Annotated in this window: 13 protein-coding genes; all 13 read right to left on the bottom strand. The window is 33.5% G+C overall.

What is annotated here, in order from left to right:
• Positions 1 to 102: 102 nt before the first annotated feature.
• The 13 genes from rfbA to wecB all read right to left on the bottom strand — a co-directional run bounded on the left by rfbA (position 103) and on the right by wecB (position 14977).
• Positions 103 to 972: a glucose-1-phosphate thymidylyltransferase RfbA gene (rfbA, locus tag DR871_RS15345; protein ID WP_113667007.1), complete on the bottom strand. Its 870-nt coding sequence runs from the start codon at positions 970 to 972 to the stop codon at positions 103 to 105.
• A gap of 833 nt (positions 973 to 1805) precedes the next feature.
• The gene (gene rfbB, locus DR871_RS15340) at positions 1806 to 2852 is read right to left on the bottom strand and encodes a dTDP-glucose 4,6-dehydratase (RefSeq protein ID WP_113667006.1); all 1047 of its coding nucleotides are present in this window, start codon (positions 2850 to 2852) and stop codon (positions 1806 to 1808) included.
• Positions 2853 to 4036: 1184 nt separating this feature from the next.
• The gene (rfbD, locus tag DR871_RS15335) at positions 4037 to 4900 is read right to left on the bottom strand and encodes a dTDP-4-dehydrorhamnose reductase (protein WP_113667005.1); all 864 of its coding nucleotides are present in this window, start codon (positions 4898 to 4900) and stop codon (positions 4037 to 4039) included.
• 242 nt (positions 4901 to 5142) lie between these two features.
• Positions 5143 to 5691, bottom strand: coding sequence for a dTDP-4-dehydrorhamnose 3,5-epimerase (rfbC, locus tag DR871_RS15330; RefSeq protein ID WP_113667004.1), 549 nt, complete (start codon positions 5689 to 5691; stop codon positions 5143 to 5145).
• Positions 5692 to 6033: 342 nt separating this feature from the next.
• A complete protein-coding gene (locus tag DR871_RS15325; RefSeq protein ID WP_113667003.1) occupies positions 6034 to 6522 on the bottom strand; it encodes a cupin domain-containing protein in 489 nt (162 codons plus the stop codon).
• Between the two features lie 32 nt (positions 6523 to 6554).
• Positions 6555 to 7643: a mannose-1-phosphate guanylyltransferase gene (locus DR871_RS15320; protein WP_207209815.1), complete on the bottom strand. Its 1089-nt coding sequence runs from the start codon at positions 7641 to 7643 to the stop codon at positions 6555 to 6557.
• A 17-nt stretch (positions 7644 to 7660) separates the two neighbouring features.
• On the bottom strand, positions 7661 to 8554 hold the full coding sequence (locus DR871_RS15315; RefSeq protein WP_113667002.1) for an NAD-dependent epimerase/dehydratase family protein: 894 nt from the start codon (positions 8552 to 8554) through the stop codon (positions 7661 to 7663).
• A 179-nt stretch (positions 8555 to 8733) separates the two neighbouring features.
• Complete coding sequence (locus tag DR871_RS15310; RefSeq protein WP_113667001.1) at positions 8734 to 9408, bottom strand: WecB/TagA/CpsF family glycosyltransferase; 675 nt, start codon at positions 9406 to 9408, stop codon at positions 8734 to 8736.
• 66 nt (positions 9409 to 9474) lie between these two features.
• A complete protein-coding gene (locus tag DR871_RS15305; RefSeq protein WP_113667000.1) occupies positions 9475 to 10533 on the bottom strand; it encodes a glycosyltransferase family 4 protein in 1059 nt (352 codons plus the stop codon).
• Positions 10517 to 11836 carry a hypothetical protein gene (locus DR871_RS15300; protein WP_113666999.1) on the bottom strand — a complete coding sequence of 440 codons (1320 nt, stop codon included), beginning with the start codon at positions 11834 to 11836 and terminating at the stop codon, positions 10517 to 10519. Before DR871_RS15300 ends, DR871_RS15305 begins: the two co-directional genes overlap by 17 nt.
• A gap of 33 nt (positions 11837 to 11869) precedes the next feature.
• Complete coding sequence (locus DR871_RS15295) at positions 11870 to 12757, bottom strand: glycosyltransferase family 2 protein (RefSeq protein ID WP_113666998.1); 888 nt, start codon at positions 12755 to 12757, stop codon at positions 11870 to 11872.
• Positions 12736 to 13842 (bottom strand): glycosyltransferase family protein, encoded by a 1107-nt coding sequence (locus DR871_RS15290; protein WP_129752553.1) that lies wholly within the window; start codon positions 13840 to 13842, stop codon positions 12736 to 12738. Before DR871_RS15290 ends, DR871_RS15295 begins: the two co-directional genes overlap by 22 nt.
• 16 nt (positions 13843 to 13858) lie before the next feature.
• Positions 13859 to 14977 (bottom strand): non-hydrolyzing UDP-N-acetylglucosamine 2-epimerase, encoded by a 1119-nt coding sequence (gene wecB / locus DR871_RS15285; protein ID WP_113666996.1) that lies wholly within the window; start codon positions 14975 to 14977, stop codon positions 13859 to 13861.
• Positions 14978 to 15012 lie beyond the last annotated feature (35 nt).

Below are 15012 nucleotides of genomic sequence, written 5' to 3'. Positions count from 1 at the left end.
GAACTAATCCCTAATCACTATTCACTATTCACTATTCACTTCTCACTATTCACTATTCACTTCTCACTACTAACTTCTCACTATTCACCTCTCACTACTAACTTACAACTTATGCTTCAGCAATCCCAAAAGATACTCCCCGTACCCTGATTTTTTCAAAGGCTCGGCAAGATCTTTCAATTGTTGTTCACTAATGAAACCTTGTCTCCAGGCAATTTCTTCGATGCAGCCTACTTTCAGTCCTTGACGCTCTTCAATAACCTGAACAAATTGTCCCGCCTGCATTAAGCTATTAAAAGTTCCGGTGTCCAACCAAGCAGTACCTCTGCTTAAAATACCTACTTTCAAAGCTCCTTTTTCCAAGTACACTTTATTCACATCGGTTATTTCATATTCTCCACGAGCACTTGGCTTGATATTTTTGGCAATTTCGACTACTGAATTATCATAAAAATACAATCCTGGTACTGCATAATTGGATTTGGGCGCCAAAGGTTTTTCTTCAATAGAAAGTGCTTTAAAAGCAGCATCAAACTCCACCACACCATAGCGCTCCGGATCAGAAACATGATACGCAAAAACGACTCCACCTTCAGGACTAGTATTGGATTGCAATAATTCATGCATATTAGCCCCAAAGAAAATATTATCACCTAAAACCAATGCGACACTATCTTTTCCTATGAATTCTTCTCCAATTACAAAAGCTTGCGCCAGACCATTCGGAATAGCCTGTTCCGCATAGCTGAATTGACAGCCTATCGAAGACCCATCGCCTAGTAATTTTTTGAAATTAGGTAAATCATGAGGCGTAGAAATAATCAATATTTCATGAATCCCAGCCATCATCAGAGTAGACAATGGATAATAAATCATCGGCTTATCATACACAGGCATCATTTGTTTGCTCATAGCAAGCGTTAACGGATGCAACCGAGTTCCGGAGCCTCCGGCTAATATAATTCCTTTCATAATTGTACTAATTTTACGAATTAATTCGAATTTTTCAAATTAATTATTTTTTTATAAGTTAATGAAGGCCTGCCGAAATTAATCAACACACCCAATTCCAGATTTGTACATCTTCAATAATCGGTCAACTGCATATAATTAAGTTTTATGATTAAATTAAGTGCTTTTTTTAAATGAATCCCTTTATCCTAGACTTCTCGATACAATTTTATAAAAATGCTCTCGCTATTTTATAAAATCACTCGAAGTGACGAAAATCGAAAACTCACATCTCACCACTCCTAAATCCGCCCTTAAATTAAAAACGTCAAAAAACAACATTTGAAATTAAAAAGAGGACTGCCGGTGGTAGTCAGGTAAATACCTAAAACAGTGTTAGATTTTCAGGCTTGAAATCGAAGATTCATGAATACAAAAAAACAATAATAACCCGTGAATAATTTTTGTTTCTTTTGCATCAAGGCAAATCGAAGATTCAGACACCCGAGCGAAGCGAACTGGCGAAGCAAACACCACTTATAATAAAAGTTAAGTGAGCTAAAAGAAAATTAACAAGTCATAATTTCTAACTTTAAACAAAATCTCATCGCTAGCATCCATTCATGAAATTCGGATTAATTCGTTTTAATTCGAGTAAGAAAAGTTTTTTTTACTGTTGATTTCATATTTTTAGATTTTTCATCTTCCTACCTTACACTTTTTTGACTAATTCATCACTAAACGAAATACTGAAAACTTCTCACCTCTCACTATTCACTTCTCCCTCCTCACTTCTCACTATTCACTCCTCACTATTCACTCCTCACTATTCACTTCTCACTATTCACTTCTCACTAACTATACTGTTTCTCGTAATAACTAGCATACTCCCCTGAAGTAATATTATTCAACCAGGTTTGATTTTCCAGATACCAATTTACGGTTCGTTCCAGTCCTTGCTCAAACGTAACCGATGGCTTCCATCCCAACTCCCTATTTATCTTACCGGCGTCAATCGCATAGCGCAAATCATGTCCAGGACGATCTTTTACATAGGCAATCAATTGTTCTGATGTTCCCGTTGCTCTTCCTAACTTATCATCCATGATTTTACAAAGCAACTTAACCAAATGAATATTTTGCCATTCATTAAAACCACCAATATTATAAGTATCGTGATTTTTACCTTCATGAAAAACTAAATCAATCGCTACAGCATGATCTTCCACAAAAAGCCAGTCGCGGGTATATTTCCCATCACCATACACGGGTAACGGTTTGTTTTGAATGATATTATTGATAAACAATGGAATCAGTTTTTCAGGAAAATGAAAAGGACCGTAATTATTTGAACAATTCGTCAATACATAGGGCAAACCATAGGTTTCACCATACGCTCGAACAAAGTGATCCGAACTTGCTTTAGAAGCAGAATAAGGAGAGTTAGGATCATAAGCGGTAGTCTCGGTGAATAATCCTTCAGCACCCAAACTTCCATAAACCTCATCAGTGCTAATGTGGTAAAAACGTTTCCCTTCATAATTTCCGTTCCATATTGTTTTGGCGGCATTTAACAAATTCATGGTTCCTATTACATTTGTTTTAACAAAAGACAACGGATCCGTTATGGAACGGTCCACATGCGATTCAGCAGCCAAATGCAATACACCGTCAAATTGATGCTCCGCAAACAATTGATCTATGAAGGAAGCATCAACAATATCTCCTTTTATAAAAGTATAATTAGGTTCGTTTTCAATATCGGTGATATTTTCTAAATTCCCTGCATACGTAAGCGCATCCAAATTAAAAATGTGATACTGCGGATACTTTTTTACAAAAAGTCGTACGACATGGGACCCAATAAAACCGGCACCACCAGTGATTAATATTTTTTTCATTTTATTTTTATATATTTTAATTAGTTGTAAAAACCTCTTAAATGTTTTTTGTTTACTCTTTAGTGTCAATAATAGAAAAACCCTTATTTTCGGCTTCCTTTACGGCTGAGGCAAAACGAAAATTGCAAGCCACTTCTCACTTCTCACTTCTCACTATGCACTTCTAAATACTCTTCACATCGCCCTTATAGTTTTTACCGAAAAAATCACGGTAAGGATTTAAGCGGTGGCCGGAGGGAGCAACCCCCGAGTCGAGTGTGAAACACGAGCGGCTGGGGTTGTGATAGAAAAATGCGTCCGATGATTTTGGGTTAAAACTATTCAGGCTTGATCTTTTGTTTCTTTTGTATCAAGGCAAAAGAAAAATAAATACCCATTAATTTTACTTTCAGTAAAAGCTATTTGTAGCACAATTCAAAGTCTCTATATAGCCTCGAAACAACATCAAACTCTAAATTTTCAACTCTCTTTAGGCTGCGGTAAAATGAAAATTGAAAGCCACTTCTAACTTCTCACTATTCACTCCTCACTTCTCACCTCTCACTATTCGCTTCTCACTATGCACTATTCACTTCTCAATACTCTTTGCCCCACCCTTAAATAAAAAGCATAAAGAAACAACATTTGAAATTAAAAGGAGGACTGCCAGTGGGAGTCTTGTAAAAACCCAAAACAATTTTTAAGTTTTTAATTTTTATAGCTTTTTATTTTCAGGCTTGAAATCGAAGATCCATGAATACTAAAAAAACAATATCAATCCGTGAATAATTTTTGTTTCTTTTGCATCAAGGCAAATCGAAGATTCTGCGAACACCACTTATACTAAAAGTTAAGTGAGCTAAAAGAAAAGATTGTTCTTCAGGAATAAATAATAATAATAAATAATATAAATTCCTTAAACGCTCTTCACTCCACTCTTACCCGCGCCCTTAAATAAAAAGCATAAAAAAACAACGAAAAAGTAAAGTGGCAGCAGTCCGCGAGTTGAGGACGAAGGACGAACGGCTCGGGCTGCGGAACGGCACTTTGAGGTAGTTTTTAAGCTTTTTATTTTCAGGCTTGATTTTTTGTTTCTTTTGTATCAAGACAAAAGAAAAATACTAAGCCCTAATATTTTTACTTTCAATAAAACGTAATTGGCACTATATATTTGTGAAATTCGAGTGAATTCATTTCAATTCGCTTCAATTCGTAATAAGTAGTAGTTCCATACATTTCCGTAAACTAGATAAATAATCCGGAACCTCAACCCCATAAACCTTCTTAATCTTACCCTTATCCAATAAAGAAAACTGTGGACGCTTTGCAGGTGTTGGATAATTAGAAGCAGGAATTCCAATGATTTCACAATCAAAACCACCAATTTCTTTAATCGCCAAAGCAAACTCATACCAACTGATCTCTCCCTCATTAGAAAAATGATAAATACCTGCCTGCCATTGCTCATGTGTGAGTATAACCATGATGGCCTGGGCCAAATCAGCTGCGTAGGTTGGACTCCCAATCTGGTCATTGACAACGCTTAAAGTAGCTCTTTCTTGCATCAATTTCGACATCGTTTTTACAAAATTAGCTCCAAAACTGGAATATACCCAAGAAGTCCTGATTATAATTGAATTTGGATTTTCTTGCAAACAAGCCTTTTCTCCTGCCAACTTGGTCACACCATAAACATTGATAGGATTTGTTGCAGCAGTCTCCGTCAATGCAGTAGCTGCAGTACCGTCAAAAACATAATCCGTAGAAATATGGATTAATTTTACGCAATGATCTTTAACATATTGGGCAATAATACCTACAGCCAAATCATTAATAATGTTTGCTAATTCCTGTTCGGTTTCAGCTTTGTCTACAGCAGTATAAGCACCACAATTCAAAATTATATTTGGAGATAGTACTTCTAATTGGTATTTTAAGACATCCAAATTATCCAAAGATACTTGCGTCCTATCGGCAAAAATCCATTCATATTGCGCATAATTCTCAGATAACACTTTCAGTTCTGAACCCAATTGTCCAGTGGCTCCTGTTACTACTATTTTTTGCATAATTATTTTTTATCAAACAAACTCTCAATCTTACCGACAACTTTAAACCTTAAACCTTAAACTTTAAACTTTTTTTAATCTTCTTTGCGAACTTTGCGGTTGGACAACTTTAAACCTTAAACTTTAAACTTTTTTTAATCTTCTTTGCGAACTTTGCGGTTAAACCCAATTCTCATTCTCACCAGTGACAACTTTAAACCTTAAACTTTAAACTTTTTTTTCGCGAACTTTGCGGTTAAGTATTAAAACTCCCAATCGATATCATTAAAACTAGGCAAAATCAAATCCTTTTCTGATACAATAATCTCTTTAGAATCTAATTGCCAATCTATGGCAAGAGTCGGGTCATCATAACGAATGCCTCTCTCACTATCCTTATTGTACAGCTGATCTACTTTATACAGTACTGACGCCGTTTCGCTCAAGACCGAAAAGCCATGTGCAAAGCCATGTGGCACCATCAATTGTTTTTTATTAGTTGCGCTCAAAACCACACTAAAATGCTGCCCATAAGTCTCCGAATTTTTTCGTAAATCGACGGCAACATCCAGAATTTCTCCTTCTAATACCCGCACTAATTTCGCCTGTGCATAAGGGTTAATCTGTAAATGCAACCCACGAATTACCCCTCTCGTAGAGAAAGATTGGTTGTCTTGAATAAACTGATAATTGATCCCATTTTCATGAAATTTAGCTTGATTATAAGCTTCAAAAAAATAACCCCGTTCGTCATGAAATACAGTTGGGTTTATAATCACAAGATCTTGAATTGTAGTAATTTCTAAAGTCATTTTTATTTAAAATATAGAATTATAATGGTTAGTAACCCGCTGGCTGCGAATATTCAAAACGCAGTCCCTCCCAACACTTCGGGATTTTGTAAAAAAAATATAATATAACATCCACTCTGTCACCCTGAGCGCAGTCAAAGGACTCCTTAATCAAAATGTCAGTTCTAGCTAGATTTTTAAATCCGCGTGTATCAGTTAAAATCCGTGTCATCCGTGTTCCATTTTCAACAGTGATTCAAGTAACAGATTGTCATAAAAATCAACATTCATTCTGTCACCCTGAGCGCAGTCGAAGGACACTTCTCACTTCTCACTTCTCACTCCCGTACCGACAACAGCCTGCTATCTCCCAAAATCATCCTGTAACCGTACAATATCATCTTCATCAGATGGGTTTTCTGCGACGGTGTGTTGCCAAATTTCAGCAACAACTCCCCAATCATCGAGTCCTACTAAACGGTGGCGCTCCCCTTGCTGCAAGGTAATCGTATCGCCTTTTTTTAATACTTCAAGTTCTCCTTGTACATCATCTTTACTGCGAATAACACCTGCTTCCCCATCGATGAGTCGCCATATCTCGGCCCTACGGTGATGGTATTGCCAGGACAATCGTTGATGAGGCGCTACTAACAATATTTTCGGACTAAGTTTTCCGGATATCTTAAGGGTAGACACATCCAATCCTTCAAAATAGGTGTCTGCAAATTTTTGCGCTTGATTTTCATCTATAACAAAAAAACCGCCCCAGGGGCGATGATCATCATAGGATGCTATTGTAAATCCCTCTTGTTGTAAGGATTCATTTATTTGATTAAATATAGTAGTTTTCATTTACAGTATTACGTTATTAATTATCACTTTTTTTACTGAAAATCAACACCAAAATCTTCACTCATTTGTATCGATACTTGTTTGATTTCTTGTTCTTTGTCTTTAGGGTAAATTAGTAATACATTGGCATCATCAACAATAATGTAATTTTCAAGCCCGTCTATAACTACCCCTTTCCCTTTTGGCACTTGTATCAAGCAATTCGTAGTGTTGCTGAGATGCTTTTGAGAAACGGTAACCGAGTTATTAAAAGCATCTTTCTCAGCTACCTCATGCAAGGAAGCCCAAGTACCCAGATCGGACCAACCGATATCAGCAGGAATAGTATAAATATTCGTTGCCTTTTCTAAAATAGCATAATCTATAGAGATGTTAGGACTTTTAGGGTACTTTTCATCTATAAATGCTACTTCTGCGTTGGTATTGTAGACATCATTTCCTTGAATGAACAATTCATGTATTTCGGTTGCATGTTGTTTAAAAGCATTTTGAATACTTTGGGCGCGCCAAATAAAAATTCCTGCATTCCACAAATACGCTCCGCTAGCTAGATATTCTTGTGCTTTTTCGAGAATAGGCTTTTCTAGGAAACATTCCACCTTATGAACGCCATCAATACCCTCTCTCTGGAAATTGACATACCCATAACCCGTATCCGGTCGTGTTGGAGTAATTCCTAACGTCACCAATGCGTCGTTTGTTGCGGTATAATCTAGGGCTTGTGAAATTTTATCCAAAAATTCAGTTTCTTTTAAAATCAAATGATCGGATGGTGCTACCACTATATTGGCATCCGAATTTTGATTCAAAATTTTGTAGGAGGCATAAGCAATACAAGGCGCTGTATTGTTACGACTCGGCTCCAATAATATATTAGTAATAGAAATCCCCACCAATTGTTCTTGAATCAAATCCAAATACTGCCGATTGCTCAGTATATAAATATTTTCTTTAGGACAAATTTTCTCAAATCGCTCATAAGTAAGTTGCAGTAATGATTTACCTAAACCCAGAAAATCAATAAACTGCTTAGGAAAGTGGTTGCGGCTCTTAGGCCAAAACCGACTGCCCACGCCACCAGCCATGATTAAAACATAGTTGTTATTTTTAGTTCCAGTCATTATATTTTTTTTGTCTTTTACTTCTTAAAGGATTCAAAAGTTATCATTAAACCTTCTTCAGAAGAAATAGGTAAGTCTTTGCCGATAGACTTTACTATCTTTTGATTGCTCACCACATAATTCTCCGTTAGCTTTTGTAACCGTTCTGAATTTAAGGGTAAATGTAAATGATCTCCCAATTTAGCAATAGAGGTTATCATATTTTTTGATAAGTTGAGTATTCTGCTTTTTTTATCCAAACTCTTTCCAAGCAACAAAATTAATTGGTTTGTAGACAAAGGTTCGTCATCTGCTACTTGATAGACCCCCGATGGAATTGCATTGTTTTCTAATAATTCTTTAATAACAAAACAAAGATTTTCGATACTCAGAAAAGAACGTTGGTTCTCAAAAGCTCCCAAAGGCCAAGGAAATCCTTTGGCAACCAATTGATACAATAAATTTAAATTCCCTTTATTTCTAGGACCGTGAATCATACAAGGCCGCAGAATATAAACTCGTTTTCCTATTGGTAGTTCAGTAGATAAAATATATTGTTCTGCCTGATGCTTAGATTTACCATAGTGCGTTTTAGGATTGGGAATTTCATCTTCATGCAATATTCCCTTTACCTCATCTGCAACAGCTTTTACTGTGCTGATAAATACAAATACTTTGGCTTCCGACACCAAAAAAGAATCAAATAACTGCTTAGTTAACTCAAAATTACCATCGTAATAAGCTTTTGCATTAGACACTTTCTTTAAGTCATGTGCCTTTCCTGCCGCATGTACGATCGCATATCCATCCAACTTAAACTGTTGCTGTGGCTTGTAGCGCACTGAAAAAGAATGCAACTCGTGCAATGATTCTAAATATCTTTTAAGATTCTGTCCAACAAATCCGCTTGACCCTGTGATAATTATCTTCATTAAATTTATTTACTGTATAAAATCTGGGCTTAAAATATGCCATTTCACCCCTTTTTTAGGGCGCATTATATTTAAGTACACAATTAACCAACACACTAATCTATTCGTAAAAATGATTAACTACACTCTAGAAACTAACTCTTATCTAGTTAAATCCTAAACAGAAGGCCAATCTAGTCTTATTTAAAATAATATCTAAAAGCTTTCAAAGAGTCAAATAAGCGAATAATCCTAAATAACTTGAACTCTTGAAATAAACGCCAAATAGAACCTAACCCAGCATTATAAACAAAACTAGGTAACGTTTTCTTGTTTAAAAAAATACTATATGCGCCTCCAATTCCAGCAACAAGCTGAACTCCATTTTTTTGCATATCATTTTTAAAATAATCAATAAACTTCTCTTGCTTTTTACAACCTAATGCCACAAATACTGCATCGTATTTAAAAAAATCATCGTTTAGTTTTAAAGCCCCTAAGTCTCCGATAAAAGGATTCCATCCAGAAGCTCGAAAACCAGCTTTATTAAAATAATCAACTATTTCAAAATTAGCTTCATCAGTATCTCCAATAAAAAGAACCGATTTAAACTGACCTGATCCGTAAACAAACTTTATCAGATCAATACCTGTAATATTAACAACATATTTTTTTAAAACATTTTTGCTAAACAAAAAAGGAATGCGGCCATCACAGACAAAAACTGCATCCTTTAATGTATCCCTAAAATTAATATCAGTATGGTAATTAAAAATATATTCATTATTTACTGTTGCTATTCGAGCAAATGAAAGCTTTGAAATTCCTTCAATATCTTCAGTTGAGAAAGGAATACCTGCAAAAAAATTAACCATATAAAATTATTTTAAATTTATTATAATGCATTATTTAAGAATATAACAAATGTTTTTATTCTAAAACTAAACAAGTAATTCCACATCTACCTTCCATTTATCATTCACCACCTCTAAAAGTGTTGCAGTATTAATCTCATGATGTGTTCTATTTTTCAATACGTCAATAGCAACTTCTATGTCGTCAAGAGACAAGAATGTAGCTAGGCCGTCTAAATTTTCTCGAAAAGCAGGTATATCTGAAACTACAACTTGAGCCCCTAACAACGCAGCCTCCAGCGGAGTTCTTCCGAACCCCTCATATAAAGACATTAACATAAAATAGTTACAATTACTATAAAGGACAGAAAGTTCTTCGTTTGTAACATATCCTGTAAACAAAACCTTATCGCCAAGCTCTTCTAATAGCCCATTCAACTCCTTATCTGAATTCCATCCCATACGCCCAACCAATAACAGTTTTGTATTCAAGCCCATTTGATTAAAACGAATCATTATTCGCAACAGATACTTTAGGTTTTTCCTAGGCTCAACTGTAGATACAGATAAAATATACTCACCCTCTACTACTGAATAACGATCAAGGACGGTATGAATAATTTCTTTACTGTTTGGTAACGAAATAGATTCTATATGCTGACCAAAATTATATATTTCACAACGAGTAAATTGCATAATATCTAATTTAACATGCTCAGAAACCGTTATAATTGATGAAGAAAATTTCAATGCCGCAAAATACCTATACGAAAGATATATTTTTGCCAATAAAGACAATGTATAACTATAACGTTTAAAAGCTAAGTCGTGTACGACAGGAACAATTTTAACACCCAATAATCGAAACAGATAGATCAAAACCAAAGGAGGAAAAATCGGAAATATAACAACTTTTGGACGATACTTTAATATAAAAAAAGGGATTGCAAAAAAATCATTAATCACTCTATTTTTGAAGAATGATATAGCATGTTTTTGATCTTTTGATAACTGATCCTCCTTAGAAAAAATGCCAATCACATCTAGTTTTTGATCACATAGCTCATTAAATAATTCTTTTGAATAGTTCTCAACCCCCGTATGTTTTCTACCATACAACCCAGTTAAATCAATAAGTATTTTCATTTTTATTATAGGTAGGAATAGTTAATATGAGAATAATGTACATAAACCAAAAAAGTCGATCGCCTAAAAAATTATATGATATACCAATAAGATTAACATACATAAAAACAGCAGCATAATATTTATCAATCTTATAAAGGCGATAAAAGAAAATAACACTCAATATAAAATATAATAAAATAAATAATACCCCTTGTTCAATCATCATCGTTAAAATACTGGATTCTGGCGTCCAGACTTCATCTGAAAGAGTATGATTATTAACATAATTATCGATTCCAACTCCTGCACGTGAAGTACCAAAGCCAAATAATATTAATAAAAAAGGAACTTTGCTGAAGTAATCATCGATATAAGACACTCTAGTCGCAGTACTAGAATCATTAGAACTAAACCTATCGCCCAAAAGTTGCCAGACATCAATCCCTATGCCAGCTGCAACTATAGATATAAGAATGAAAAAACAAATTAACAAAACTAATGGTCTCCATGCTATAACTTCAAAAGACTTAAGCACTTCATTTCTATCAGAAATTAACACTAATAAAAAAAAGACAAAAACAACAATGAGAAAAGAGAATATTGCTGTTCGTGACAATAGTAAAAACATAACTATTAGCAGGAATGTTTGTCCAATAATAAACCGATATTTATGTTTCGATTTTAATTTTAATTTCTCAGCAAACAGAATTCCTATACCACTATATCCTGCAGTATAATTCGGATCCATCATCAACCCAGTAGGACGTATAAAACCTTGATTAAATATATCCATTTTCTTTTCATCAAAATAAACCCCGATAGAGGATAGCATATTATAATCAGGAATTTTACCCAAAATAATAACAGTATATTCATATAAAACAAAAACAGAATTAAAAAATAAACCGGCAAAGAGACCTACTGAAAAATAAAATAGTACCTTCCCTCTGAAAACCAGATAAAACAATGCGTATATTGGAATCCATAAAATACGATTGAACAGAAACTTTACAAAATAACTATCATAAGTAGCATTTGTTACTAAAGGAAATATCCCTCTTAAAACAAGGAGCATAAATAAAGCAAAAATTAGAAACAGTAAAAAAAACTCTGTTCTTTTTATTCTTACTTTTTTAAAATATAAAAATATTAGTACTGGAAATGAATAAAAAAAAAAATCCGAGAACCTAATATTAAAAGCATCTATCCTAATAAAGATCCCATTACAGAATGAAAAAAAACCTACTAAAAACAAAATCCATTTAAAATCAATTGATTTCTCTTTGAATTTATCGTAATAACTTATCTTATTATCGGACATTTTTCATTAAATTTTTAATGTATGAACACATATTTAAAACTGTTTTAAAAATACTCTTAAATAATTATATCTTCTTTTTACGACGTAATAATATAATCTAGTAGCCAAAAGTATTGGTAATAAGTAGCGGTAGTTTTTTTTATAAAACGATACCATACTCTCAATTTTTATATTTTCAATATTTTCATTTAATTTTGTACTGGCACTTATTTTATGTCTCACCAATACACTAGAATCAAAAATCAACTCATAATTTGCCTCAGTGAGCTGAATACTATAGTCTATATCTTCGTAATATAGAAAAAACCTATCATCCATTAAAGGCAATTGATTACTGGTATTAAGGAACAAAGAGGAAGCAACTAAATATTTCTTTTGAACTATATATTTTGACAAATGTGAAGTTTGGCTAGTAAACAGATTTAAATAACCAAAACCATCTGAATCAAAATCATTTGTGTAATAGGATAAAACCCTTGCTCCTATAGCTATATTTTTTTTATTATTTACAGCAACTTCCGCAGTACCAATTAAGTTGCTTAAAGTTTCTGGAAGGACAACAGTATCATTATTAAGTATCCAAACAAATTTAAAGTGTTGCTGACAAGCAAAATTTATACCAATATTATTACCACTAGCAAAACCCAAATTTCCTTTATTCTGGAATAGATGTACCTTTATATTTCCTTTACACCCAATCCAATATAGGTATTTATCATGCTCCATTTCCTTTAAACAAAACTCAATCTTAAAATACTGAAGGGATTCGTCATGAGAGCAATTATCAACAATACATATTTGAAAATTAGCAATTACTGATCTTTCAAGAGATTTAACGCAATCTATGGTGTCTAAATAATTATTATAGTTGACTAAAAGCACCAATGTTTCACTTAAAATCATATCTCTTTTATTAAACATTCCTGAATAATTTCGACTCTTTTATTCCAAGTGTTATTCTTTACAAAAGATTGATTACAGTCAACATCTAATAATGGAAAATCTCCTAATACAAGCTGTTGCATTATTTTCAAATATTCCTCCTCGTTCTTATATAACATGACGTAAGGGGAAAATTGCTCTGTCTCTTCGTATCTAACACTTACTATTGGTTTATTTGAATATATATATTCGTATAATTTAACAGGATTAACTGCTAGTATTAGCTCATTTAAAATAAAAGGCATTGTTAATACATCGGCACGTTTTAAAAGAGCAGGTACTAATTCATGTTTAATTGGTCCAGGAAAATTCAATCTTTCTTCATTTTGTAAGAATATCTCAGATGGTCCCACGAAAATATAATTCAATTTATCTTGAATACCAATACTTTTTCTAATAAGATCTAAGTCAAGCCAAGAAGATATAGTACCTACATAAACTATATTGACACAATCATCTCTAAAACATTTCTCGATCACTTCCGGTAATTCTTCATGTGACTTTTTGGTAAAACTATCGATGTTAATCGCATTATTTACCAACTTCGGATTTAAATCAGAACCATAACGTTTTTTCAATTTTTCGGAAAGATAATGAGATGTTGAAAATACAATTTTAGATCTACTCACCAACGCCTTTTCCAATTCAAGCATGGATTTTCGTCTGCTGACATTATTCACAGTATCAGGAAATTCAAGGACATCATCCATGCAATCGTAAACAAGTTTCACATTAGTGCTAAAATTAAAAAAAATTAAAAAACGATACAAAAAAGGATGTGTCACCCAAACTACATCAGTTTTACGTATATCTGACCAAAGCTGACAAGCAACTATTAAATCATGCAGCATTCCAAAAAACTTTATTTTGTATGCGCCAGGTATTCTCCTAAAATATTTTATTTTTAGATTTGGATTTAAATTTTCTACGCACTTTTCCTTCTTACCAAACTGCTGGGGATAAATAACAGTTATCTTATTTTCTTTAGATAAATGTTCAGCAATAAATTGAGGCCGTTGTTTAGCCCAAAACCAAGAAACATGCATTAAGTAAATAATTCGCATAAAATATTAATTTAAATCAATTACTTTTCAACAGACAATCAATTATAATTCCACTTGCTAATCCATCACCATAAGGGTTATGCGCTTTACTCATTTTCTCATATAATTGATTATTATTTAACAAAGATGTTGCATGATTTACAATTTTAGAAGTATCCGTTCCAACAAGCATAACTGTTCCTGCTTCTATCGCTTCGGGCCTTTCTGTAGTATCCCGCATTACCAAAACAGGCTTTCCAAGACTAGGAGCTTCCTCTTGTACCCCTCCACTATCGGTAATAATAATTTTAGATTGTTTCATTAACCAAACAAAAGCAGGATAAGCCAACGGATTAATTAGATGAACATCTTTCGTTTTCTCTAATATTTCATTAACAGGTTTTTGAACATTTGGATTCAAATGAACAGGATAAACAATCTGCACATTTTCTTGTAAAGCCAATTGCTTTAACGCCTTACAAATATTTATAAATCCATCCCCAAAATTTTCTCTTCTGTGTCCTGTCACCAATACTAAGTCTTTTGATTTATCAATAATGGTCTTTAATGACTCAATCTGATCATCCTCAACCTCTTCCACTTTATCCTTAGCGTATAACAAAGCATCAATGACAGTATTCCCAGTAACGAAAATTGTTTTAGGATTAATCCCTTCTAAAAGCAAATTTATTTTCGCTTGTTCTGTAGGGGCAAAATGCAAATCAGCCAATCTACCTGTCAGCTGTCTGTTCATCTCTTCAGGAAATGGAGATAATTTATTATTAGTACGCAATCCAGCCTCAACATGACAAACTTTTATCCCTGCATAGAAAGAAGATAAGGCTGCCGCAGTAGAAGTAGTGGTATCTCCATGTACAAAAACATAATCAGGTTTAAAGTCATCAAAAACAGGTTTCATTGAAACAATAACATCTGCTGTTAATGTAAATAAATTTTGCCCCGGCTTCATAAGATTTAAATCGTAATCTGGCTTAATTTCAAAAAAATCTAAAACCTGGTCTAACATTTCTCTATGTTGTGCTGTAACACAAACTTTTGTATCAAACTTGTCAGGATGCTTTAAAAATTCTTTTACTAATGGGGCCATTTTTATGGCTTCTGGACGTGTTCCGAAAATAATCAATATTTTTTTCATAAAAGTATTTTAAACAAAAACTAAAACTTCTTATT

It is taken from the genome of Flavobacterium petrolei (assembly GCF_003314435.2).
GTDB classification, from domain to species: Bacteria; Bacteroidota; Bacteroidia; order Flavobacteriales; family Flavobacteriaceae; genus Flavobacterium; species Flavobacterium petrolei.
This window is presented reverse-complemented; position numbering and strand designations above follow the sequence as displayed.

What these genes read in the sequence shown, in the direction of transcription:
- DR871_RS15290 (WP_129752553.1), bottom strand. Translation starts at nt 13,842, where the DNA reads ATGCGAATTATTTACTTAATGCATGTTTCTTGGTTTTGGGCTAAACAA.
- DR871_RS15320 (WP_207209815.1), bottom strand. Translation starts at nt 7,643, where the DNA reads ATGACTGGAACTAAAAATAACAACTATGTTTTAATCATGGCTGGTGGC.
- DR871_RS15305 (WP_113667000.1), bottom strand. Translation starts at nt 10,533, where the DNA reads ATGAAAATACTTATTGATTTAACTGGGTTGTATGGTAGAAAACATACG.
- DR871_RS15315 (WP_113667002.1), bottom strand. Translation starts at nt 8,554, where the DNA reads ATGAAGATAATTATCACAGGGTCAAGCGGATTTGTTGGACAGAATCTT.
- DR871_RS15325 (WP_113667003.1), bottom strand. Translation starts at nt 6,522, where the DNA reads ATGAAAACTACTATATTTAATCAAATAAATGAATCCTTACAACAAGAG.
- rfbD (WP_113667005.1), bottom strand. Translation starts at nt 4,900, where the DNA reads ATGCAAAAAATAGTAGTAACAGGAGCCACTGGACAATTGGGTTCAGAA.
- rfbB (WP_113667006.1), bottom strand. Translation starts at nt 2,852, where the DNA reads ATGAAAAAAATATTAATCACTGGTGGTGCCGGTTTTATTGGGTCCCAT.
- DR871_RS15300 (WP_113666999.1), bottom strand. Translation starts at nt 11,836, where the DNA reads ATGTCCGATAATAAGATAAGTTATTACGATAAATTCAAAGAGAAATCA.
- rfbC (WP_113667004.1), bottom strand. Translation starts at nt 5,691, where the DNA reads ATGACTTTAGAAATTACTACAATTCAAGATCTTGTGATTATAAACCCA.
- DR871_RS15310 (WP_113667001.1), bottom strand. Translation starts at nt 9,408, where the DNA reads ATGGTTAATTTTTTTGCAGGTATTCCTTTCTCAACTGAAGATATTGAA.
- rfbA (WP_113667007.1), bottom strand. Translation starts at nt 972, where the DNA reads ATGAAAGGAATTATATTAGCCGGAGGCTCCGGAACTCGGTTGCATCCG.
- DR871_RS15295 (WP_113666998.1), bottom strand. Translation starts at nt 12,757, where the DNA reads ATGTTTAATAAAAGAGATATGATTTTAAGTGAAACATTGGTGCTTTTA.
- wecB (WP_113666996.1), bottom strand. Translation starts at nt 14,977, where the DNA reads ATGAAAAAAATATTGATTATTTTCGGAACACGTCCAGAAGCCATAAAA.